The sequence below is a fragment of the Vibrio sp. CJQ_6 genome, from assembly GCF_043106745.1.
Classification (GTDB): domain Bacteria; phylum Pseudomonadota; class Gammaproteobacteria; order Enterobacterales; family Vibrionaceae; genus Vibrio; species Vibrio furnissii.
In genome coordinates this window covers 397,152-418,596 of record NZ_JBICMV010000028.1, presented here as the reverse complement: position 1 = coordinate 418,596, position 21,445 = coordinate 397,152, and the positions used below count along the sequence as shown (strand labels likewise).

General features: G+C 51.5%; 22 protein-coding genes. 8 read left to right on the top strand and 14 right to left on the bottom strand.

All coding sequences use genetic code 11. The annotated features are described in order from the left end of the window. Window positions 1-139 precede the first annotated feature (139 nt). On the top strand, window positions 140-1,804 hold the full coding sequence (locus tag ACF8PK_RS16765) for a BCCT family transporter (RefSeq protein WP_004727768.1): 1,665 nt from the start codon (window positions 140-142) through the stop codon (window positions 1,802-1,804). An 86-nt stretch (window positions 1,805-1,890) separates the two neighbouring features. On the opposite strand, the gene ACF8PK_RS16760 is transcribed toward ACF8PK_RS16765, so the two are convergent. Then, window positions 1,891-2,457: a hypothetical protein gene (locus ACF8PK_RS16760; protein ID WP_370447179.1), complete on the bottom strand. Its 567-nt coding sequence runs from the start codon at window positions 2,455-2,457 to the stop codon at window positions 1,891-1,893. Window positions 2,458-2,749: 292 nt separating this feature from the next. Between ACF8PK_RS16760 and ACF8PK_RS16755 the strand changes: the two genes are divergently transcribed. After that, window positions 2,750-3,751, top strand: coding sequence for a phospholipase A (locus ACF8PK_RS16755; protein ID WP_004727765.1), 1,002 nt, complete (start codon window positions 2,750-2,752; stop codon window positions 3,749-3,751). Window positions 3,752-3,816: 65 nt separating this feature from the next. Here ACF8PK_RS16755 and ACF8PK_RS16750 read toward each other — a convergent pair whose 3' ends face one another. From ACF8PK_RS16750 to thpR, 10 genes are all read right to left on the bottom strand, one after another. Then, a complete protein-coding gene (locus ACF8PK_RS16750) occupies window positions 3,817-4,338 on the bottom strand; it encodes a DUF2058 domain-containing protein (RefSeq protein WP_038151923.1) in 522 nt (173 codons plus the stop codon). A gap of 97 nt (window positions 4,339-4,435) precedes the next feature. Then, the gene (locus tag ACF8PK_RS16745; protein WP_392442527.1) at window positions 4,436-4,972 is read right to left on the bottom strand and encodes a DUF3750 domain-containing protein; all 537 of its coding nucleotides are present in this window, start codon (window positions 4,970-4,972) and stop codon (window positions 4,436-4,438) included. Between the two features lie 189 nt (window positions 4,973-5,161). Next, a complete protein-coding gene (locus ACF8PK_RS16740) occupies window positions 5,162-5,437 on the bottom strand; it encodes a nitrogen fixation protein NifW (protein ID WP_392442525.1) in 276 nt (91 codons plus the stop codon). Between the two features lie 100 nt (window positions 5,438-5,537). Next, entirely contained in the window at window positions 5,538-6,125 is a 588-nt protein-coding gene (locus ACF8PK_RS16735) for a cold shock and DUF1294 domain-containing protein (RefSeq protein ID WP_143679484.1), read from the bottom strand. A 76-nt stretch (window positions 6,126-6,201) separates the two neighbouring features. After that, a complete protein-coding gene (locus tag ACF8PK_RS16730; protein WP_392442523.1) occupies window positions 6,202-6,540 on the bottom strand; it encodes a hypothetical protein in 339 nt (112 codons plus the stop codon). A 128-nt stretch (window positions 6,541-6,668) separates the two neighbouring features. Beyond that, on the bottom strand, window positions 6,669-7,187 hold the full coding sequence (locus tag ACF8PK_RS16725; RefSeq protein ID WP_392442522.1) for a hypothetical protein: 519 nt from the start codon (window positions 7,185-7,187) through the stop codon (window positions 6,669-6,671). Window positions 7,188-7,309: 122 nt separating this feature from the next. Beyond that, a complete protein-coding gene (locus ACF8PK_RS16720) occupies window positions 7,310-7,744 on the bottom strand; it encodes a DUF1360 domain-containing protein (RefSeq protein WP_004727758.1) in 435 nt (144 codons plus the stop codon). Between the two features lie 98 nt (window positions 7,745-7,842). Continuing rightward, window positions 7,843-8,259, bottom strand: a complete 417-nt coding sequence (locus ACF8PK_RS16715; RefSeq protein WP_081454243.1) for an Rrf2 family transcriptional regulator — start codon at window positions 8,257-8,259, stop codon at window positions 7,843-7,845. A 92-nt stretch (window positions 8,260-8,351) separates the two neighbouring features. After that, window positions 8,352-8,984, bottom strand: a complete 633-nt coding sequence (locus ACF8PK_RS16710; RefSeq protein WP_392442518.1) for a LysE family translocator — start codon at window positions 8,982-8,984, stop codon at window positions 8,352-8,354. A gap of 172 nt (window positions 8,985-9,156) precedes the next feature. Beyond that, the gene (thpR, locus tag ACF8PK_RS16705; RefSeq protein ID WP_392442516.1) at window positions 9,157-9,738 is read right to left on the bottom strand and encodes an RNA 2',3'-cyclic phosphodiesterase; all 582 of its coding nucleotides are present in this window, start codon (window positions 9,736-9,738) and stop codon (window positions 9,157-9,159) included. A 122-nt stretch (window positions 9,739-9,860) separates the two neighbouring features. Here thpR and ACF8PK_RS16700 point away from each other — a divergent pair, with 122 nt between their 5' ends. The 3 genes from ACF8PK_RS16700 (at window position 9,861) to ACF8PK_RS16690 (ending at window position 13,609) form a co-directional block, all read left to right on the top strand. Beyond that, window positions 9,861-10,811: a ketopantoate reductase family protein gene (locus ACF8PK_RS16700; protein WP_392442515.1), complete on the top strand. Its 951-nt coding sequence runs from the start codon at window positions 9,861-9,863 to the stop codon at window positions 10,809-10,811. A gap of 75 nt (window positions 10,812-10,886) precedes the next feature. Further along, complete coding sequence (gene catB / locus ACF8PK_RS16695; protein ID WP_392442512.1) at window positions 10,887-11,522, top strand: type B chloramphenicol O-acetyltransferase; 636 nt, start codon at window positions 10,887-10,889, stop codon at window positions 11,520-11,522. A gap of 428 nt (window positions 11,523-11,950) precedes the next feature. Beyond that, window positions 11,951-13,609 carry a putative transporter gene (locus ACF8PK_RS16690; protein ID WP_392442510.1) on the top strand — a complete coding sequence of 553 codons (1,659 nt, stop codon included), beginning with the start codon at window positions 11,951-11,953 and terminating at the stop codon, window positions 13,607-13,609. 92 nt (window positions 13,610-13,701) lie between these two features. Here the strand turns inward: ACF8PK_RS16690 and ACF8PK_RS16685 are convergent, their stop codons facing one another. Both ACF8PK_RS16685 and ACF8PK_RS16680 read right to left on the bottom strand, forming a co-directional pair. Further along, complete coding sequence (locus ACF8PK_RS16685) at window positions 13,702-14,736, bottom strand: methionine synthase (RefSeq protein WP_143679489.1); 1,035 nt, start codon at window positions 14,734-14,736, stop codon at window positions 13,702-13,704. A gap of 28 nt (window positions 14,737-14,764) precedes the next feature. Further along, window positions 14,765-15,742 (bottom strand): DUF1852 domain-containing protein, encoded by a 978-nt coding sequence (locus tag ACF8PK_RS16680; protein WP_158164170.1) that lies wholly within the window; start codon window positions 15,740-15,742, stop codon window positions 14,765-14,767. Window positions 15,743-16,196: 454 nt separating this feature from the next. Between ACF8PK_RS16680 and ACF8PK_RS16675 the strand changes: the two genes are divergently transcribed. From ACF8PK_RS16675 to ACF8PK_RS16665, 3 genes are all read left to right on the top strand, one after another. Further along, complete coding sequence (locus tag ACF8PK_RS16675) at window positions 16,197-17,741, top strand: methyl-accepting chemotaxis protein (protein ID WP_392442506.1); 1,545 nt, start codon at window positions 16,197-16,199, stop codon at window positions 17,739-17,741. Window positions 17,742-17,996: 255 nt separating this feature from the next. Further along, on the top strand, window positions 17,997-19,382 hold the full coding sequence (locus ACF8PK_RS16670) for a sensor histidine kinase (RefSeq protein WP_055465045.1): 1,386 nt from the start codon (window positions 17,997-17,999) through the stop codon (window positions 19,380-19,382). Then, window positions 19,379-20,011, top strand: a complete 633-nt coding sequence (locus tag ACF8PK_RS16665) for a response regulator (protein ID WP_004727747.1) — start codon at window positions 19,379-19,381, stop codon at window positions 20,009-20,011. The genes ACF8PK_RS16670 and ACF8PK_RS16665 overlap by 4 nt, the downstream gene beginning before the upstream one ends. A gap of 186 nt (window positions 20,012-20,197) precedes the next feature. Here ACF8PK_RS16665 and ACF8PK_RS16660 read toward each other — a convergent pair whose 3' ends face one another. Then, window positions 20,198-21,436: a DEAD/DEAH box helicase gene (locus ACF8PK_RS16660; protein WP_392442503.1), complete on the bottom strand. Its 1,239-nt coding sequence runs from the start codon at window positions 21,434-21,436 to the stop codon at window positions 20,198-20,200. Window positions 21,437-21,445 lie beyond the last annotated feature (9 nt).

The window sequence follows — 21,445 nt, the reverse complement described above, 5'->3', positions numbered from 1 at the left end:
CGAACGCTCGCGCGTTCATTCACTGCGTGGAACCCTCGTTGAATTTTGCCCAAGATGTGGCACAAAACCGGGGCATCATGCCCGGCCAGCAAACGGGTCACGATGTGATGTAAATGCATTCAAAGCAATAGGAAGGACTATGAGTGATAATAATGGCGGCATTCCGCATCCAAGCGGAAAAGCAACGCCCATAGACACCGACTATACCGTCGGACAGGACAACGTCATTGTGTCCGTAGGGCCATTTGGTCTTGATATTCATAACCGCGTGTTTGCGGTTTCTGGGTTAGCGATCGTGATTTTCGTCTTCGCAACCTTAATCTTCCGTGAACAAGTTGAGCCTCTGTTTGTTCACATGCGCTCTTGGTTGACCTCAAGCTTAGATTGGTTTTTCCTTCTTTCCGGCAACATTTTTGTCATCGTCTGCTTGGGTTTAGCCATTTCACCATTGGGCCGCGTGCGCATTGGTGGCACCGACGCCACCCCAGATTACAGCTACATGGGCTGGCTGGCGATGCTGTTTGCCGCTGGCATGGGGATTGGTCTGGTGTTCTTTGGCGTGTCTGAGCCAATGTCGCACTTCAGTACATCACTGGCAGGTCCGGTGTTTGAAAACGGCGTACGCACCGACTGGGCGCCGCTCGCAGGTGCAATCGGCGATGTGGAAGCGGCCCGCTCACTGGGCATGGCTGCCACCATTTACCACTGGGCACTTCACCCGTGGGCGATTTACGCGCTATTGGCGCTGGGTTTAGCCATCTTCTCCTTTAATAAAGGATTGCCCCTGACCATGCGCTCCATTTTCTATCCGCTGTTTGGCGAACGCGTGTGGGGCTGGACGGGTCATATCATCGATATTTTGGCGATCATCGCGACGGTCTTTGGCCTTGCCACCTCGTTGGGATACGGCGCGTCGCAAGCAGCAACAGGCTTAAATTTCCTATTTGGTGTACCACTCACTGACACCACGCAAATCGTGTTGATTGTGGTCATCACTGCGTTTGCATTGATCTCGGTGGTCGCTGGCCTGAATGGCGGCGTGAAACTGCTGTCTGAAATCAACATGGGCTTGGCGGCACTGCTCCTGCTGTTTATCGTGATTGCAGGCCCAACGGCGGCGATTTTGCTTGGTTTCTTTGACAACATCGGCGCTTACCTCACGAATCTGCCTGCGTTGTCGAATCCGTTCGCACGACCTGATGTTAACTTCTCACAAGGTTGGACATCATTCTACTGGGCATGGTGGATCTCATGGTCACCATTCGTTGGCATGTTCATCGCTCGCGTCTCTCGCGGCCGTACCGTGCGTGAATTCATCGTGTGTGTGCTGTTGGTGCCATCCGCCGTGTGTGTATTCTGGATGACCGCATTTGGCGGCACCGCCATCAGCCAATTCGTGAATGAAGGCTACGAAGCGGTGAAAAACGCTGATTTACCACTGAAGCTATTTGAAATGCTGGAAATCATGCCGCTGTCGAGCATCACCTCGATCGTGGGTATCGTTCTGGTCGTGGTGTTCTTCATCACATCTGCCGACTCCGGCTCACTGGTGATCGACACCATCGCCGCGGGTGGTAAAGTGGATGCGCCAACACCGCAGCGTATTTTCTGGTGTACGTTTGAAGGCTTGGTGGCGATTGCCTTGTTGCTGGGCGGCGGGCTTGCTGCCGCGCAAGCGATGGCGGTAACCACGGGCTTCCCATTTACGATCGTGCTTTTGATCGCCACGGCATCGCTGATCATTGGCTTGCTGGACGAACCCCGTTCAGTGCCGAAAAAAGCGGTGCTACGCCCCGGTAAATAATCGGCCCCAATGCAAAGAACCCCAATATTTGGGGTTCTTTTTTATCTGGAGAACGCGCTACTGCGAAGACGCAGGATCAAACGCCCTTAATCCCGATCCCATGGCGACACCGTTTCACCGCTGTGTTTTTGAAAGAAACGATAATTGCGTTGCATGTAGTCATCTTTCTTCAACGCGTCAAAATCCCAAGATTCCCCGCTGAGATCAAACTGAAAATCGTTGTTGGCCAACTGCAACTGATGAAAATCAGGTTTGGCAATTCGATACACGGCGCTGTTGGCTGTTTGGCAGATGAACTTCACCGTTTCGCTGGGCGCCTCATTCACCTGTAACGTGGCTTGAATCGGTGACTTTTCATCACACGGCGCATCTTTCACGAAGGTAAACAAAAAGAAACCATTGTTGGTGGTGTTGAGGAACACAGCCAGATGATGGCCGATATCCACCTGACGATAAATCAGTTGATTGGAATGATGTTCACGGGCGCTTTGCATGGCGTGATCGTTGAAACTGATCAGTTGACTGTCGACCCAAAACCACCGCAATCCGTGATTCATGAACGTCAGCGACTGGTAGGAATGAAAGGCGAGCACACCAAAGCCCACCAAAAATACCGCGCTCACCGAAACCATTATTTTAAACAACTTAGACATCATTTTTTCTCAAACCCACTGCAAGCGCACCATTCTAACATGACCATTGTGATGAAGTTTTGAACGTGTTCGCTAAATGTAATCCGGCATGATGCGAGCAGGTTGCCCTCGATGTCAATCAGGATATTTTTATGGATGGCCGTTTCCTCACGCGACATCATGCATCGATGATCATGGGGCAAAGCAGCACAGTTATCGTTTTTAGCGCTCGAATAACAATTCTCTTACGTCCTACTTTCAAAGCGCCTTTATAATAGCGAGGTTGAACTTAATTGAATGCGAAGGAAGCAACATGGATGCAACCATGAAGACGACACTGCTAGCGGCAACGCTACTCTCGTCGCCTTTATTGAAGGCGCAAGAACTCAGTGACTATGACCGATGTCTGTTGACGGCCACCCAATCGCAGAGCGGTGAAATGACCATCAACCAAGTGCGTCAGCGTTGTCAGTCGATGAGTGAAACCCCGTCCGAGACGCAGAAAGAAGACCTACTGAGCCAACGCCGCGAATCAGAAAAAAGCACCGAATTTCGTCCTTTTGTGATGACCGCGCATCGCATGAACTACATTTTACCCATCGTCTACACCGATAGTATCAACCGACAAGCGTATGAAGAATCAGGTTGGGCAGATGGCCTGCGCAAAGCAGAATCGGAGTTTCAAATCAGTTTTAAAGTGCCACTCAATTATACCGATCTGCTGTTTGAAGATGATGCCCTGTTCTTTGGCTTCACACTGCGCTCGTACTGGCAGGTGTATGCAGAATCGATTTCTCGCCCATTCCGCGAAACCGATTATCAACCGGAACTGTTTTACTTCACGCCCACCCGTTGGAAACCGCTGGGCGGGAACACCTGGTTAGGATTTGGCATTGAGCATCAGTCCAACGGCCAACGACAAGATTTGTCGCGCAGTTGGAACCGCGTATATGCCTCATTTGCCTACGAGAAAAATCGTTTGGCGCTCAACCTGCGTCCGTGGTGGCGCATTCCCGAAAATGACAAAACCAGCGCTGATGATCCCAACGGCGATGACAACCCAGACATCACGGATTACATGGGGCACTTTGAGCTGATGGGCGCGTATAAATGGGACAACCTCACCCTGAACTTTACCGGACGTGAAAACTTCGCCACCCACAAAGGCTACGCCGAGTTGGGGTTAACCTTCCCGATCTGGGGTAAAGTGCGCGGCTACGCGAAATACTCCACGGGGTATGGCGAAAACCTGATTGACTACAACCACAATCAGCAGCGCTTTGGTGTCGGCATTGCCATCACCGATCTGCTGTAATCCCGTTTTACGAAGATAAAAAAGCCCGAGCATTGCTCGGGCTTCTGTCTGTTTTTTGCGGTGAATTACCACATGAGATCGTCTGGTACGACGAAGTCGGCGTACGGATCGTCTTCATCCACCGTGTCGCTTGAAGCAACCTGTTGCTCGATGATGGTTTGCTCATCACGTTGCGCAATTTTATTGGCGACAACGCTTGGAATAATCACGTATGTGTCTTCGTATCGCGCAATCGCCACAATGCCTTTGATCAATTGCTCGCGCAGCAGTGAGGTCACATACAACGATTTCACCAGCGTGCCGTCGGTAAAGTTGTATTTGATGTCGCCATCTTTGGTGTTGAGCTTGTTCAGCTCAATCAGTTGCTTCACTTGTGACTGAATTTCTTTGCTTAAACGCGCTTCGTTCTTTTGCGTATTCAGTTCTTTGTCACGCTCTTGCTGCTGACGCTTTTGCTCTTCAACCGCCGCTTTGACTTCGCGTGATTGAACGCGAGATTTTTTCGCGCCTTTGGTAACTTTCTTGAATTTCTTCTCGTTCACCAAGCCCGCTTTTAACATTTGCTCCTGGAGCGTAAGTTTTGCCATGAGATGTCTACTTTTCTGTGCTTTTTGCGCATTCTATCGGCTCCGCTCACGCAAATAAAGTCGCCTGATGAACCGCTTTCACACTCGGGAGAAATTCTTACCCGCCATAGCCACTACCAATCGCGCGAAATGGCATTTTCAGCCCCAATTCTGGCACTTGCCGCCCCACCCATGCCGGAAACGTATTGCTGTTTGGCCCCGGGAACAAGGTGTATTCGTTGGCCCACGGATACAGCGCCACCACATCCTGCACTTTCGGGATCAACTGCTCGGCTTTTTCGCCTTGAATCGACAGCACTTTTTCAGGGCGTGCGCCATACCAGTAACGATCCGGCGTCGCCGTTTGATATTGATACAGCGCAGGCTGACCGCGATCCACTCGCCAGCCAATCACTTCATAGACCGTGTATTGCTCGGCATCGTGCGGCTTCACCGCCACCCACGTATGCACAGCAAACCAACCGCGCCAACTAAACGCATCGGCGGCGTAAAATTCAATCACTGCTTGACGATTGTGTTGCGGATCGGGCGCAATGCCTGCCGGTTCTCGGCTTGCGGTGCGCCAATCGCTCTGCGTGCACGCGCCTAACAGCGCGCCTGTGGCGAGCAACATCCACTTGACCGATCGCTTCATATTCAAACTCCCTGTCATTCTTGGCTTGGCTATTAGTTGGCTATTGGTTGGCTTCGCGTCACTGTATCAAACCGATAGCGATTGAGAAAACGTTCACCACAAACTCTATACGCAGCGCGAGGAAAATGAAGGCAAATGCAATCCAGTCACTTGTCTATCGCCCCCGCATTCTTTCCGCAGAAACATCACTCAGCGACGCTGGCATGACGTGTAGCCACGGCACGCCGAACGCGTGTGAGGATCCAACCGCCCTCGTTGAATTTTACAATAAGCGTTTTTCAGTGCACGTCGCGCAGCAAACCAATCCTGCGGTTTTTCGAGCAGTAAATAGCCATAAAAACGTTTGGCCAGAGGTTCACGATACTCGTCGATAAATCGGCTATCAAAGTCGATCTCAAAGTAGGTCAGTGCCTGTTCAATGGAAGTAAAGCTGGCAATGATGTCTTGAATAGTGTTGTCGCTCACGGTTTCGATCCTCGGTCATCGTAACACCAGTCTACAAACGCAAAACGCCCGCTGCATTGATATCGCGCGGGCGTTTTGCACATTCTTTAAGCGCGATGCGCTAGAGAATCAAATGGGTCAAACGGGTGATCACGTCATGTCCGGGCTGAGAGAACGTCCAGAAAAAGCCGGCCATATTGATGAAAATAGTCAGCCACAGAATGGTTTTGAACGGCTGCTTTTTCGATTTATGCCGCAACTGGCTTTGTGCCATTAACGCGCCGGGCCAACCACCGGCGAGCGCCAACACATGTAAGGTATTTTCTGATGTGCGCCAATTGCCCAATTGTGCGGCCCGTTTATCGCCCGCATACGCCATGTACGTCAGGACACTCATCACCAAATAAAGCGGAATAAACAGCACCGAACCGCCCAATAGAACGGTGGCACCCGACACAAACACCAAAAACGTGCCACCAAACAACGCGGTGACTGACAGCCCTTTAACCCCAGTCAATTCGACATTCACGGCGTTCAATCGGCCTTTGCGATCCTGCTCTACATCGAATGACACGGTGTCGTTTTTCGCCAGTCGTTTAGCGCGATGTTTCACCGCCGAAATGTGGACGAAGATTTTACTCTTGCCGTCCGGCGCCGTAATAAAGCCGTACCCTTTGTCATCATGCCAACGCGTAATTTTGCCTTTCACTGATTCTTATTCTCTGTCGGTGATTATTTTTTATAAGCTTAAACCAGTTCGTCTCGAACGCTAGTACAGCCCGCAACTACTGCTGAGCACGGCGAATATTGAGCCAAAATGCCTGCTGACACGCATTGATAAAATGCTTTCGCTTCGGCGTAATATTCATCGTGTCTGGCTCGCTCACGACACGATAGCTGATCCAACATTCGGCGCACACGGCATCGTTGGGCTGCATATCGAATGCTTGTTCAATCGATTGATGGATCACCACACCATTGGTAAACGTCACGGTTTGTTCGCGCGTGTAAAGTCGCTCACCTTGGTCGTCTTGCGTGGTGTCTTCATTTGTGGTGCGTTCGGCAATCGTCAGCGCAAGCGTCGAATCCAACATCGCCGCCACGTAGAGGTGGAGATCGTTCATGAGCTCGTGATCCTAAAATGGAGTACGCCATTGTGCCATGCTTGGCGACATGAGGCATCCATGAATTGTTAAGCCACTGAAAAACAAAGGGCGAACCTAATGTTCGCCCTCAAAATGCCGATGGACACTCAGTAGGTTTTGTCTTTTTTGTCCTTCTCTTTTTTCATCATTTTGTCTTTGTTCATCTGTTTATCGAGTTTCGCCTGACACTCTTTTGCGCTGCGGCCATCTTTCTCACACGCTTTGAGTTTCGTCATGTACGCTTCACGCTCCTCCGCGGACATGCCTTTGGCATTCGCTTTATCCATCGACTTGGCCTTTTCCATGGACTTTCCTTTGTCTATCGACTTTCCTTTGTCCATCGATTTGGCTTTGTCTTCGTCGATTTGATGCATCGAACCCGCTTTGCCGAGGCTGCGCTCTAACTTCGCTTCACACGTTTGGGTACTGTGGCCCTCTTTTTCGCACGCGTTGAGTTTCATCCTGTACGCTTCACGTTCTTCAGCAGACATGCCCATGGTTTGATGCATGGCGCCCATGTCGTCGTCATCCATCATCCCTTCGGTTTTTTCGTGGTGGTTTGCCAAGGCCAACGTCGAGAAACTACAGGTTAAGCCAATCAACCCAGCCATGATCCAATTGTTCATCGTCTTTCTCACTTGTTTCGGTGAATCCCTTCTACAGTGTAGTTCAATCACCACTCGCGAGACGCAAGGAGGCCGTGTCGCGCTTCAACAGCACTCACAGCCTCCTTTCACAACAAGCAGATTTATGCCTTAGCCTTCTCCGCCTTGACGGCCGAGGATGCATTGCTGGCCGCAGCCGCCATCAGCGCTTGGACTTCAAGCTCTTTGATTTTTTTACCCATCGCCGCCTGAAACACCTGAAACATCAGACCGCTGAAAAAACTGCTCAGCGTGATGGCAAAAAACGTGGAAACCACCAGATCCACCGGCCAATACGGGCTTTGCACCACCACCGGTTGATAAACCACAACGCCAGCAATCACCACCCAGTGGCTCATGCAGTAAAAACAGCGAAACAGGTAACCAATCATGTGCCCCAAACGCTCAGTGAACGCGCGCAGCGGCGCAAACAACTCGGTTTGTGTGATGGTGATGGAAATGCTCGATGCACTGATCGCCAGTACCAAACAAACCCAAACACCGTGTAACAGTTCTTGATCAAATAGTGTATTCATCATGACGCCTCCTAATGTAACTTAAAATGTTACGTTAGGAGATAAACGAGATCAACGCCAAAAAAATTAAGGTTATTTTTTAAACAGAGGGGATGCGGGGATTATTCCAGTTGCGCGATAAATTCTTGACTGAGATCCGCCAGAGAGATCTGAGAAAAGCGAGTCAGTAGCAGCACTTCCGCTTCGTGCAACACATCACGCAACGACGCATTCACCGCTTTTTCAACCACGCAATTGGGGTTGACGTTGTCAAAGCCGATCGAAAAAATCTTCGGCTCGCCAACCGCTTGATAGATATCGAGTAAGGTCACGCGCTGGAGATCGCACGACAATGTCCAGCCGCCGCCCTGCCCTTTGGTGGACGTCACATACCCCGCATCTCGCAGCCCCGCCATCGTGCGACGAATCACCACCGCGTTGGTGCCGAGCATGGTCGCAAATTGCTCCGACGTCATCGGTTGTTTCACCAAATGCAAAAGGATGTGCAAAACACGGGAAAGGCGGCTGTCTAGTCTCATGGGGTCGGATATCGGTTACAGGGTTGAGGTCGTCATCTTAACAAGCCAACGCACGAAGACCAACGGCCAATTGCAGCGACGCCTCACTGACATTAAGGGCGAGAACTGAGCAGCACACCGCTGCCCATGGTGATGAACAAGCTTCCACTCACTTTCGCCATGATGTGCTCAAAATGCCCGCGGCTCACTTTTTGCCCGACTTGAGTGACCAACCACACATACGCCAAATGCACCGACATCACCGTCACCGCGATGGTTCCAAACATCACAGCGAACTGTTCACTGTGCGGGTGTGTTACATCGAGGAACTGCGGCAAAAACGCCGACAAAAAGATCATGGTTTTGGGGTTACTAGCCGACACCAAGAATGACTGACGAAACAGTTGAAGATTGGATTTGCGCGCGCCGCGCGATGTGCGTTCAATGGTGGGTAAACCTTGCTGCTTTTGACGCAGTGCTTTGACTCCAAGGTAGATTAAATACGCGCCGCCCAGTACTTTCATCACCAAAAACCACAGTGGCATTTTGCTCAGCAACTCGCCAACACCCAACGCAACCAAACTCACGATGATCAACTGGCAACTGAGATTACCCGCTACCGTAACAAAGGTGGTTCGCCAGCCATATTGCACGGCGTTTTTCAGCACTAATAGTACATTCGGCCCCGGCGTCAACGTGGTTGCCAAATACGCCAGCGCAAACATCACCCACAGTTCAATACTCATATATCATCCTTGAAAAAATCACGCTGCGATTCCCACCTCACCATTCACAAACTGAAAGATGAAATAGCTGCGTGGCATTGCAGTCAATAGGTGAGCATTATGCCACCAATATCATCCATGAACATGCTTTGTTCATGTTACACGCACGCTGCCCATGGTACATACGGGCGGCTCAGTCGACCAAACGAATTTCCTCTAGCACGTCATAGATCAGCTTGTTGTCAACATGCTTGCTTTCCATCAATGCGACGGAATGCACCACCAGCGTCAACGGCGCCATCGGTATGTCTCTCAAACGGGTATCGAGCATCACGTGCCGTCCCAACGTAATGTGCGGCACATAAGGTCGATTTTCTGGGGGAAAGGGGGTGTCAGCGAGCTTCATGCGTAGCGCTGCTTGCAGAGCCATCAAGTCATGTTGTTGGGTCACACCCAGCCAAATCAGTTGGCGACCTTTGATATGGAAATGGCCGAGATGGTCGACATGAAGTGTCATCGGCGCGCATTCAAGCTCATGCAATAAGCCTTTCAGCGTGGGTAAATGCTCACTTGCGACCTCACCAATGAATTCCAACGTGAGATGAAAGTTATCGCTGTGCGTAAACGTCCCTTTCGTGGCATGAGTTTTGAGCCGCTCGCGCTCGCGGCGAAGCTGGGCTTTTTCCTCGGCTGCAAAGGTCAGTGCAAAGAAACAACGCAAGTCCGAATTCATCATCCACTCCTGTGGGTTGAGATCCTGAATGAAAGACGACAAATTATTCTCCCTTTCTGCGGCGTTTTAAAGCAGATTTTGTCGACTGAAACCGCTGGCCGCATACTCCGATAAGGGGTAACCTGTTGACTCTAATATAAATAAGGTCATTCAGGAGGAGAACCTTGAAATTCGCGATTTTAGGCGCTGGCGGCATTGGATGTTACTACGCAGCGCGTTTACTACATGCTGGTCACGATGTGGTTTTGGTAGCCCGAGGCGCTCACCTTGATGCCTTGCAAAGCCAAGGCTTGTCGCTCAGCCATCCTGATTTCTCGTTTGAAGGCCGCGTGAACGCCACCGACGTCGCGGGCCTTTGCAAGCAGGAGAACGCAGCGGACTTCGATCTGCTGATCCTCGCATCAAAAGGCAGCACAACCGCACCGATTTTGGCGCAAATGCAGCCTTGGTTGGCGGGCAGTTCAGTGCCGATGTTGTCGATTCAAAACGGCGTGACCAACGAACAAGTGATTGCCGAGGCGCTCGGCATCGAACGCACCATTGGTGGCTTGGCGGTGAAAATTGGTGCCCATGTGCTCAGCCCCGGCGTGGTGGAAGCGACTGGCATCGCACAAATTGATTTTGGCGCCTGGCCCAACGTACAACACAACCCGACCCTCCAACCATGGCTAGAACAGCTCGCGGCCATCTTCCTTGATGCGGGTATTCCCAACCAATTGTATGACGACGTGAGTTACGCCTTGTGGCGCAAGCTGATGATTAATAACGCCGTCAATCCCATCACTGCGCTGACCATGCAAGACACTGGCGTGGTGACGCGCGATCCGGTGCTGCGCCGCACCATTCACACCATCATGCAGGAAACAGCGCGTGCGGCAAGTGTGGCCGGCGTGACCATGACCGAGCAAGACGTCGATGCGATGTTCGATCTCATTTGTCAGTTTGATGCGATCAAAACCTCTATGCTGGTCGATCGTGAAAAAGGCCGCCCGATGGAGATTCACGAAATCTGTGGCCCGGTGATTGAGAACTGTCGCCAATTGGGCGAACCGGCGGTCACCACAGAACTGATAAGCCAACTGTTGCAGCACGCCAGTGGTCAACGGCCAGCTTAATCGTTTACACTTTCCGACGTGTTGAGTGGCACGGCCACGCAATGCCGTCGTCTAAAACCGTCTTAAGGAATCGTTGTGAGTAACTACTTTGACAACCCATTTTCAGGTAAACCGCTCACCGAACAGGTGACCAATCCTAACATTCACGTGGGTCGCCACAGCTATTACTCGGGTTATTATCACGGCCACAGCTTCGACGATTGCGTGCGCTATTTAAACCCTGATCGCGAAGATGTGGATCGGCTGATCATCGGCGCGTTCTGCGCCATCGGCTCCGGCGCAGTCTTTATGATGGCGGGCAATCAAGGCCATCGCACCGATTGGGTCAGCACTTTCCCGTTCTTTTATGTCGACGACGATACCTTTACCGATGCCGACGATGGGTTTGTTCGCGCTGGCGATACCGTGATTGGTAATGATGTGTGGATTGGTTCAGAAGCGATGATCATGCCCGGCGTGACCATTGGCGATGGTGCCGTGATTGCCAGCCGTGCGGTGGTGACGAAAAACGTCGCGCCGTATGAAATCGTCGGTTCCAATCCCGCGAAACACATTCGTTTCCGCTTCACGCCCGAACAGATCGAGACACTCTTGGAGATGCAATGGTGGCATTGGCCAGATGCGCAGCTCAAGGGGGCAATGAAACTGCTGACATCCGGCGACATCGACGGGTTGTACCACTACTGGCAAAGCAAGATCCGCAACCACTAAGCCGCGCAAAACCTGTCTCTAATTTTTCAATTTTCAACGGCGCATGACGGCGTAAAAACCGTCATCGCTCACACACTTCGTTGGCCAATTATGGCTGGCATTCACGTCGCATTTTATTCACTTTCATCCCTTTTTATAAACGCCATTTACCTATAATTAACAAAGATTTATCACAGCGAACCAATATCCGCCAAGGTGCACAATTTTGCATAACCACGGTTAACTTTTATGCACCATTGCAGTATTACTGGTAATCAGTTCAGGGCAACAACAAAACGGACGACAGCCATTGAGTCTCCGTATTTGAACCCCTCAGCTGTAGACCTAACCACGCTTGCAGTTTTACTCTCGCAGTTCTTACGCCTACCCCTGTCTGCTGTTCAATCGCGTTTGCCCGCCATGATTTTTAATTGATCAGGAGACTCGCTATGAGTGATATCGCACTCTCTATCAGTATTCTTGCGCTGGTAGCGGTGTTGGGTCTGTGGATTGGGAATTGGCGCGTGTATGGCGTCGGTTTGGGGATCGGTGGGGTGCTGTTTGGCGGCATTCTAGTCGGTCACTTTACCGGCTCTTGGGGCGTTCAACTCAACTACGAAACCTTACACTTCATTCAGGAGTTTGGCCTCATTCTGTTTGTTTACACCATCGGAATTCAGGTCGGCCCCGGTTTCTTTTCTTCACTGAGAAGTTCCGGGCTCAAACTCAACGGCTTTGCGGCCCTCATTGTTCTGCTCGGTTGCGTGGTGAGCGTTGCGCTTTATTACCTGTTTGATGTACCACTGCCCGTCATGTTAGGCGTCTTTTCCGGAGCAGTCACCAACACGCCCTCCCTCGGTGCTGGCCAACAAATCCTCACCGAACTGGGTGCAGAGAGCAACTTACTCGACCTCACCGGCATGGGGTACGCCATCGCCTACCCATTTGGTATCTGCGGCATTTTGATCACCATGTGGCTGCTTCGCATGATTTTCCGCGTCAACGTCAACAGCGAAGCGGACGAGTTTGAAACCCACAACGGCCACAAAAAAGAGAATCTGCACACCATCAACGTCGCCGTTAAAAACCCCAATCTGAATGGTTTGCAACTGCAAGATATTCCGGCATTGAGCGAAGGTGACATTGTATGTTCGCGCCTCAAACGGGGTGAAACACTGCACGTTCCCAAACCGGATTCACGCGTAGAAGTGAACGACTTACTGCACTTAGTGGGCGACAAAAGCGCCCTCGAAAGAGCGCGGTTGGTGATTGGAGAAGAAGTCGATGCGTCGCTGTCGACTCGTGGCACAGCGCTGCGCGTGCAACGTTTGGTCGTCACCAATGAAATTGTGCTCGGCAAGAAGCTGCGCGATCTGGATTTGAAAGAGAAATACGACGTGGTCGTGTCCCGTTTAAACCGTTCGGGTATCGAACTGGTGCCCACCAGCAATTCAACCCTGCAATTTGGTGACATTCTCAATCTGGTTGGCCGTCAGGAAGCAATTGAAGCGGTTAGCGGCATGGTGGGTAACGCCCACCAAAAGCTGCAACAGGTGCAAATGCTACCCGTGTTCGTCGGGATCGGTTTAGGGGTTTTACTGGGTTCGATTCCGTTCTATCTACCGGGTTTCCCTGCCGCGATCAAACTGGGATTGGCGGGCGGCCCGCTAATTGTCGCGCTGATCCTCGCCCGGATTGGCAGCATCGGGAAGATGTATTGGTTTATGCCACCGAGCGCCAACTTAGCGCTGCGTGAAATCGGCATTGTGCTGTTTCTGGCGGTGGTCGGGCTTAAATCCGGCGGCAACTTTGTCGAAACGCTGGTGCAAGGCGACGGCGTGAGTTGGATGGGTTATGGCGTCTTGATCACCGCGATTCCACTCATCACCGTCGGCATTCTCGCTCGCGTGCTTGGCCACATCAACTACCTGACCATCTGCGGCATGCTGGCCGGTTCGATGACCGATCCACCAGCGCTGGCCTTTGCCAACGCCATTCACGAAGAGAGCGGCGCGTCTGCCCTTGCCTACGCCACCGTCTACCCATTGGTGATGTGTTTAAGGATCCTCTCGCCGCAAATCCTCGCGCTGATTCTATGGAGTATGTAGATAAAAAAACGGGCTTCGGCCCGTTTTTTGTCGTCAGTCTCGAGATGTCGAGTCACCGGAACTACTAGTTCAATCCCAGCGTGCAAAGGCGCTTATGATTTGGCCAAAATCTCTTGGCGAATGATCTCCGCGCCAGCGCTAAGTGCGCTTAACTTGCCGCGAGCAACGTCGCGTGACAAAGGCGCCATGCCGCAGTTGGTGCATGGGTAGAGCTTATCTGCATCAACAAATTGCAGCGCTTTGCGCAGCGTAGCGGCCACTTCTTCGGGGGTTTCAATCGTGTCGGTCGCCACATCAATCGCTCCAACCATCACTTTCTTGCCGCGCACCAGTTCCAGTAGTTCGATCGGCACACGGGAGTTGTGACATTCAAGCGAAATGATATCGATGTTCGATTGCTGCAATTTCGGGAACACTTCTTCGTATTGACGCCATTCATTCCCGAGCGTCTTTTTCCAATCGGTGTTGGCTTTGATACCGTAGCCGTAGCAGATGTGCACCGCGGTTTCGCATTTCAGGCCTTCGATCGCGCGCTCCAGCGCCGCAATGCCCCACTCGTTCACGTCATCAAAGAAGACGTTAAACGCAGGTTCATCGAACTGAATGATGTCTACACCTGCCGCTTCCAGCTCTTTGGCTTCTTCATTCAGAATTTTGGCAAATTCCCACGCCAGTTTTTCGCGGCTCTTGTAGTGATCATCATAAAGGGTGTCGATCATGGTCATCGGCCCAGGCAGCGCCCATTTGATCGGCTTGTCGGTTTGCTGACGCAGGAACTTCGCATCTTCAACAAACACCGATTTCTGACGCGACACCGGCCCCACCACGGTTGGCACACTCGCCTCATAGCGATTACGAATGGTGACCGTTTTGCGGTTCTCAAAATCAACGCCGCTCAGGTGTTCAATAAAGGTGGTCACAAAGTGTTGGCGCGTCTGTTCGCCATCGCTGACGATATCGATTTCCGACTGTTGTTGCTCTTGCAGTGACACACGCAGTGCGTCGTGCTTGCCATCGGTAAGTTCCTGGCCTTGCAGTTTCCAAGGTGACCAAAGTGTTTCCGGTTGAGCCAGCCATGTCGGTTTCGGTAGGCTGCCAGCGGTTGAAGTCGGTAGTAGTTTTTTCATAATCAATGCTTCTATCAATGTGAGTGAATTACAAAGGTGTGTTGGCAGACCACTGTTCAAGAATGGTTTGATACGGCTTGATAAAGTGTTCGTGCGCAAACTTCCCTTGCTCAACCGCTAACTGGCTACGCTCTGCACGGTCATACACGATTTGGGTAATGGAATGATCGAGGTTCTTTAAGTTCGGCTGGTAGCGTTGTCCTGCCGACGAATTGGCGTTGTAGATCTCCGGGCGATAGATCTTTTGGAACGTCTCCATGGTGCTGATGGTGCTGATCAGCTCTAGATTGGTGTAATCATTCAGCAGATCGCCAAAGAAGAAGAACGCAAAAGGCGCGGCGCTATTCGCAGGCATGAAGTAACGCACCTGCAAGCCCATTTTTTTGAAGTATTGCTCAGTCAGCGACGACTCATTCGGCAAGTATTCATCGCCCAGAATCGGGTGATGATTTTCCGTGCGCTCGTAGACTTTGCTGTCTGACACGCTCAGGCAAATGACTGGCGGTTTAGCAAACGCTTCTTTGTAGGTTGGCGAATCCACAAAGGTTTTAAACAGCTTGCCGTGCAGGTCGCCAAAGCCATCTGGGATCGAGAATGTCGGTTGGTTCTTATTGTGCTCTAGCAGCAATACGCTGAAGTCATAATCACGCACATAAGAGGAGAAGTTATTGCCCACAATGCCTTCAATGCGCTCGTTGGTTTTGTGGTCAAGGATGTTGGTTTTCAGAATTTCAATCGATGGAAATGCTTGGCCGCTGCCTTCGATATCCAGATCTACCGAGATGATTTCCAGCTCAACAGAGTAACGATCGCCGCTGGCGTTGTCCCAGTTCGCCAGTGCGTTGAAGCGGTTATCAATCATCTTCAGCGCATTACGCAGGTTCGACTGACGGCTTTCGCCGCGCGCCAAGTTGGCGAAGTTCGTAGTAATACGTGTGCTATCAGAAGGATGATAATTCTCATCAAAGACCACACTGTTAATCGTAAATTTAAAGCCTGTATTCATGGTAATCATCCTTCCTATTGCTGAGCTAAACCTGAGTGACTTTTCTGCGCTTCGTCCATTTCACGGTTGTTATGCGATGTGGGCGGCGTGATTGGGTTGGGTGAATCCGCCCCATCAATATTATTTAGAGTTATGAGCGCTGTAGTTTTTATACATGTGCGGTTATATGAATAAAAGTGGCATTACTTCATGTTCAACATGAAAATAATTAATGATTAGGTTTTCGACGGTCTGCATACAAGACGGAATGGCGGGTGGCACGCCAAATCGCGACCTAACATATCTGCTTTGAGGCGCAATTAGACTTTAGTGAAAGGCAGCACAAGCTCAACGTTCTACAGATGAAAATCACGCTATAGTTTAGGCGCTACTCTGCTGTTTCAACGCTGGCACGGTCGTCGTCAACACGGAGCTGCAGGGATAAAAATCACAATAATAACGACTAGGACAACGTATGCTATCCGCTCAACAACGTATTGGCTTGAACCTCGCTGCCTGCGCCATTTTGGCAGCCGCAGGTGGCGCTTGGCTCAGCATCGAAAGTGCTGCACTGATTCTTCTCACGGGCGTCATCATGGAGCTGTTGCAACGGGTTGGGCACACAACTGCCAACGCTGACATAGCTCAAACCGAGGCAGAGGTGATTGCCCCCTTGATCGCCGCCGAGCTCAACACCAACGCCGTGAGTGCGGCCAAAGTCTCGTACGCGATTGATGTGGTGAAAACGCAAACCTCACGCCAAGTCGACTCCATTCAAACCATCGCAGACACCTCCAATGCGATCACCGAAACCCTCGCCGTGACCGCCACCAGCGTGCAATCGGCACTTGGCGCGACGCAAACCATGCGCGACACCAGCGAAGCGGGGCGCGGCGAGCTCGAATCCGCCATCGCGGGCATGCAGCAAATCAGCGCGCAAACGGCGACGTCGGTGACCCAAATTCAAACGTTGGACGCGCAAGTGCACCGCATCAAAACGGTGGCCGAAGTGATTGAAAACATCGCCGCGCAAACCAACCTTTTGGCGCTCAATGCCGCCATTGAAGCGGCGCGAGCCGGTGAAAGTGGCCGCGGGTTTGCGGTGGTAGCCGATGAAGTTCGCAGCCTTGCCGAACGGACTTCGCGCAGCACCGAAGAAGTCTCGGGCATTGTGCAGCAAATTTTCGATGAAACGCAGGAAGTGACGGCCACCATCACCGCGCTGTCCGATAAGGTCGAGCAAGGTGTCACCCGAGTCGAAAGCGTGAATCAGCGGCTGCACAGCATCGCCCACCAATCGCAAGAAGTAGAATCGCAAATGAGTGGCATCAGTCAGGATGTGATTGCCAACGAACGCAGCCTGCGCCAAATCGCTGAATCAATCGAACACATTCAGGGCGAACTGTCCGACAGCGACAATGAACTTTCTGATTTACAAAGCGAAGCCGAGCAATTAATGCAAATCGCCGAACACAGCAATGCGGTGTTGGTGGAACATTTCGAGGAGAGCATTCATCGTCCGTTCTACGATTTAGCCGCCGGATTGGCGAAAGCCGTGGGCGCGCGTTTTGAAGCCGATATTGCATCTGGCAAAATCGCCGAACAGGCGCTGTTTGATCGCCAGCACCAACCCATCGCCAATACTTCGCCAGCCAAATATCACACTGCGTTTGATCAATACTGCGATGCCGTGTTGCCTGAACTGCAAGAGCAGGTCATCCAACAGCGCCGCGAAATGGTTTACGCCATTGCCACGGACGATCACGGTTACGTGCCCACCCATAACAACCAATTTTGCCAAGCCTTGACGGGCGATCCCAAAGTCGACATGGCGCGCAATCGCACCAAACGAATTTTTGGTGACCGCGTCGGCCTGCGCTGCGGCAAGCACACGCAAACCATGTTGCTGCAAACCTATAAACGCGACACGGGCGAAGTGATGCATGATATTTCGGTGCCGGTGATGGTGAATGGCCGCCATTGGGGCGGCATGCGCCTTGGTTACTATCCACCCAAGTAAAACGTCCTTGGCAAAGCGCTGCTGGCATAGTGCCGCCGCGATGCCTGATAGAACCGCCCACCGATAGCAACACATGAGCGTTCGTGGCCACTCGCGGATTGTCACGAACGCCGCTGGGTCAATTCCCTGCCCGCCCCTCAATGCCCCAAGCCTGTGCAAGCGGCGTGCTACAATACCGATTCCTGCAATCTAACTGTGATGTTTTGAGCAATTTCCTCAATTGATAGTCGCATTTATGTCATTTAGACTCGCGCAATGGACATGCTCATCATTTTCAAACTCTATCTGCTTTCAGGGCTGGCTTTTTTCGCCGCCGCTTTCGCCATATTCTCGCGAAACCTAAAAAACAGCAGCAATCGAATTGCCCAATTACTGCCTATTTTTGCCCTGTTTGGCTTGGTCCACGCCTTTCATATTTGGTCTGAACTTTATTTCGATCTCTATCAACATGAATTCATTCTGACACGCGGCATCGACACCTTTCGTGTGTTAAAACTGGGCTTGTCGTTTCTGCCTTTGGCCTATTTTGCTTGGCGCATGTTACCTTTAAGTATGTGGTCGCAACGCCAAATTACGTTGATCAAAAAAGCCATCGTCTTGTTTCTGTTCGTGTTTGTGGTCAGTGTGTACTGGCTGCATCATCACTATGCGTATCCGGTGTTTATCCATTACGCCAGCAACCACATTCGTTGGGTGTTGGGGCTGGGCTTTAGCTCATTGGCGGGGCTCGCGGTTTACAGTTATGCCGACCGAGTTGAGTTTGAAGGGTTTGGCTCACCCGGCGCGTTTAAATTGCTGGGGGTGGCGCTGATTGCCTATGCCTTTAGCACCGGCTTTTTGACCGACGACGCGGCGTTGTGGGTACAGATCATTCGCTTACTGTGCGGATATGGGATTTTGCTCAGTTTGTGGAATGCGATGCGCGTGTTCGATCAAGAGCACGATCAGCAATTGCAATCCGCGCTGCAGCTCTCGCTGCAAGATGCCAAACTGCGCGAGTTGGGCGAACTGACTTCCGCCATCGCCCATGAGATCAAAACGCCTTTAAGCAGTGCGCTGATGAGCTGCGATTTGCTCGAACATCAACTGGCACACGACAGCAATCACAAACGTCAAATCGACCGCATTCGTTACGGTTTAGGACGCGCGGCGGAGATCAGCCAAGAAGTGCTCAATTACGCGCATCACAAAGCGATCCATCGTCAACCGGTTCGGTTGGCCGAAATCGTCGATCAAGCGCTGTCGCTCAATCAATATCGTTTGGAAGGCTTTGATGTCTTGGTGAATGTCGACAGCACGTTGAGCGTTTATGGTGATGCAGGCCTGCTCGAAGAAGTGTTCACCAACCTGATTGGCAACAGTGTGGATGCGAGCACAACCCACAAATCGCTGCGTATTCAAGGCTTTCAAAATAAGCTCAATGCCATCCTGACGTTTACCGATTGCGGTGGCGGCATGCCCGATGCACTACTCGCTAAAGCGACCCAGCCTTTTTTCACCACCAAGCCCAAAGGCGAAGGGACGGGCATGGGATTGGCACTATGCAAACAAATTATTTCGCAACACAACGGCGAACTCTTACTGTATAACCATGATAATGGACTGACCGTTGAAGTTCGTATCCCGAGGAAAATGCAATGACGTTACAACTGTTACTCGCAGAAGACGATCCACAGCTACGCGAAGTGCTGGTCGAAGCGCTGACGTTAGAATCGTTCGCTGTCACGGCCTGTGACAACGCCGAAGACGCGCTCGATATCGCCGCTAAACAGCCGTTTGATTTGGCGCTGTTCGACGTCGTGATGGGCGGCATGACGGGCATTGATGCGTTAACGTCGCTGCGTCGCTTGCAGCCAAATATCGGCATCATCATCACCACCGCATTTGCCACTGTCGATATCGCCGTTGATGCGATGAAAAAAGGCGCCGATGAGTTTCTGACTAAGCCATTTAATCTCGCGGCTTTATCGGTCACTCTGAAGCGCGTCCACGCAGAGCACGCACCGAAAGCGGATATTGCCGAAAGCGAGCACGACCAAATCTTCAGCGCGCTGTCGAACCCGATTCGCCGCACGGTGGTCAAACAGCTCAAATTGCATCGTAAAGTGAAGTTTATGGATCTGTGCCGCATGGTTGGCATTGAAGATCACACCAAATTTAACTTCCACCTACGTCAATTGGTGAACAGCGGCTTGGTTGCCAAAGAAGACGGCCGAGTGTACTCACTCACCCCGCAAGGCTTGCAGATCTACGCCAGCTTGCTGAAATAACCCATCTCCATAGATTGAGTGATTCGGTGCCCGTGCGCCGGACACTTGAATCGCCACCGAGTCAGTAATCACGCGTAAGCCAAGCAAACCCAACAAACGCCAGATAAAACAGAGCCACGCGGCTCACTTCGAGGTGGAGAAGCATGGTAGCTCGAGGTGTAGAAGCATAGCAGCGTGGCGGTTCGTTTATTTGCTTTTCGGCGCTGGGCGTTTCACCTTCCCCTGAAACTGTTTAATGCTGCTCTTATTGTTGGTGCGGCGGTTGGCCTTTTTATCACGTGGCGCACGTTTGCTCTCACCCGTTGACGGTTTGTCCGTCACAGGAAAACCTGCTAAATCTTGCACGGGTAATGCACGTTGAGTGAGATGACGAATCGCGTTCAGTGCGTCCATTTCACCATGACAAACCAACGACATCGCCACACCTTGCTCGCCTGCGCGGGCGGTACGCCCCACTCGGTGAACGTATGTTTCAGCATGCATGGGCAGTTCAAAGTTGATCACAACCGGCAGCTGTTCAATGTGAATGCCACGCGCTAAGAGATCCGTGGCGATCAATACGTTGACCTGACCGGATTTAAATTGAGCCAGCGCTTCTTCTCGCTCATCTTGACTCTTATTCCCATGCAGCGCAGTGGTCGACACCCCCGCTTTATTGAGCTTTTTCGCTAAGCCATCGGCGTTCTCTTTCGCACCGATAAAGACCAACACTCGCGTCCAAGCATTTTGTTGGATAAGTTCAATCAACGCTTTGGTTTTACTACCTTTATTGACTAAAAACAGCGTTTCAGTGATGTCTTGATTGGTGCTATTTTCTTGATGCGCGGCCACCTGTTTGGGTGCGTGCATCAACTGCTTCGCTTTTTCCTTCAACGCATCAGAGAAGGTCGCGGAGAACATTGCCGTTTGGCGCTGATTGGCGGTTTGCATCGCGATGTTTTGTACATCCGGCCAAAAGCCCATGTCTAGCAAACGGTCCGCTTCATCCAATACGAGGGTATGAATATGGCTCAAATCCAAACCGTGAGTCACCAGATCAACCAAACGACCGGTCGTCGCGACAAAAATATGAGGATTTGTCGCGAGCGCCTGCTGCTGCTGCGCTTTATCAACGCCGCCACACAAACACACGGCGTTGAGTTCAAGCGCTTGACCAACTTGGTTGATCGCTTCACTCACTTGGATTGCCAGCTCACGCGTTGGCACAAGAATCAGCGCTTTTTGCTGAGGATTGGCGTGGAGTTTGTCTAACAACGGCAAAGCATAAGCGAGCGTTTTGCCGCTGCCAGTATTCGCCAGTGCCAACACATCTTTGCCAGCTAATAACTCTGGAATCGCTAGCGCTTGAATATCGGTCGGCTGCTTGACGTCTTTTGGCAGTGCGTGAATCAGCTCAGAACTCAATGAGAGAGTAGAAAATGGCATTAGCGACAC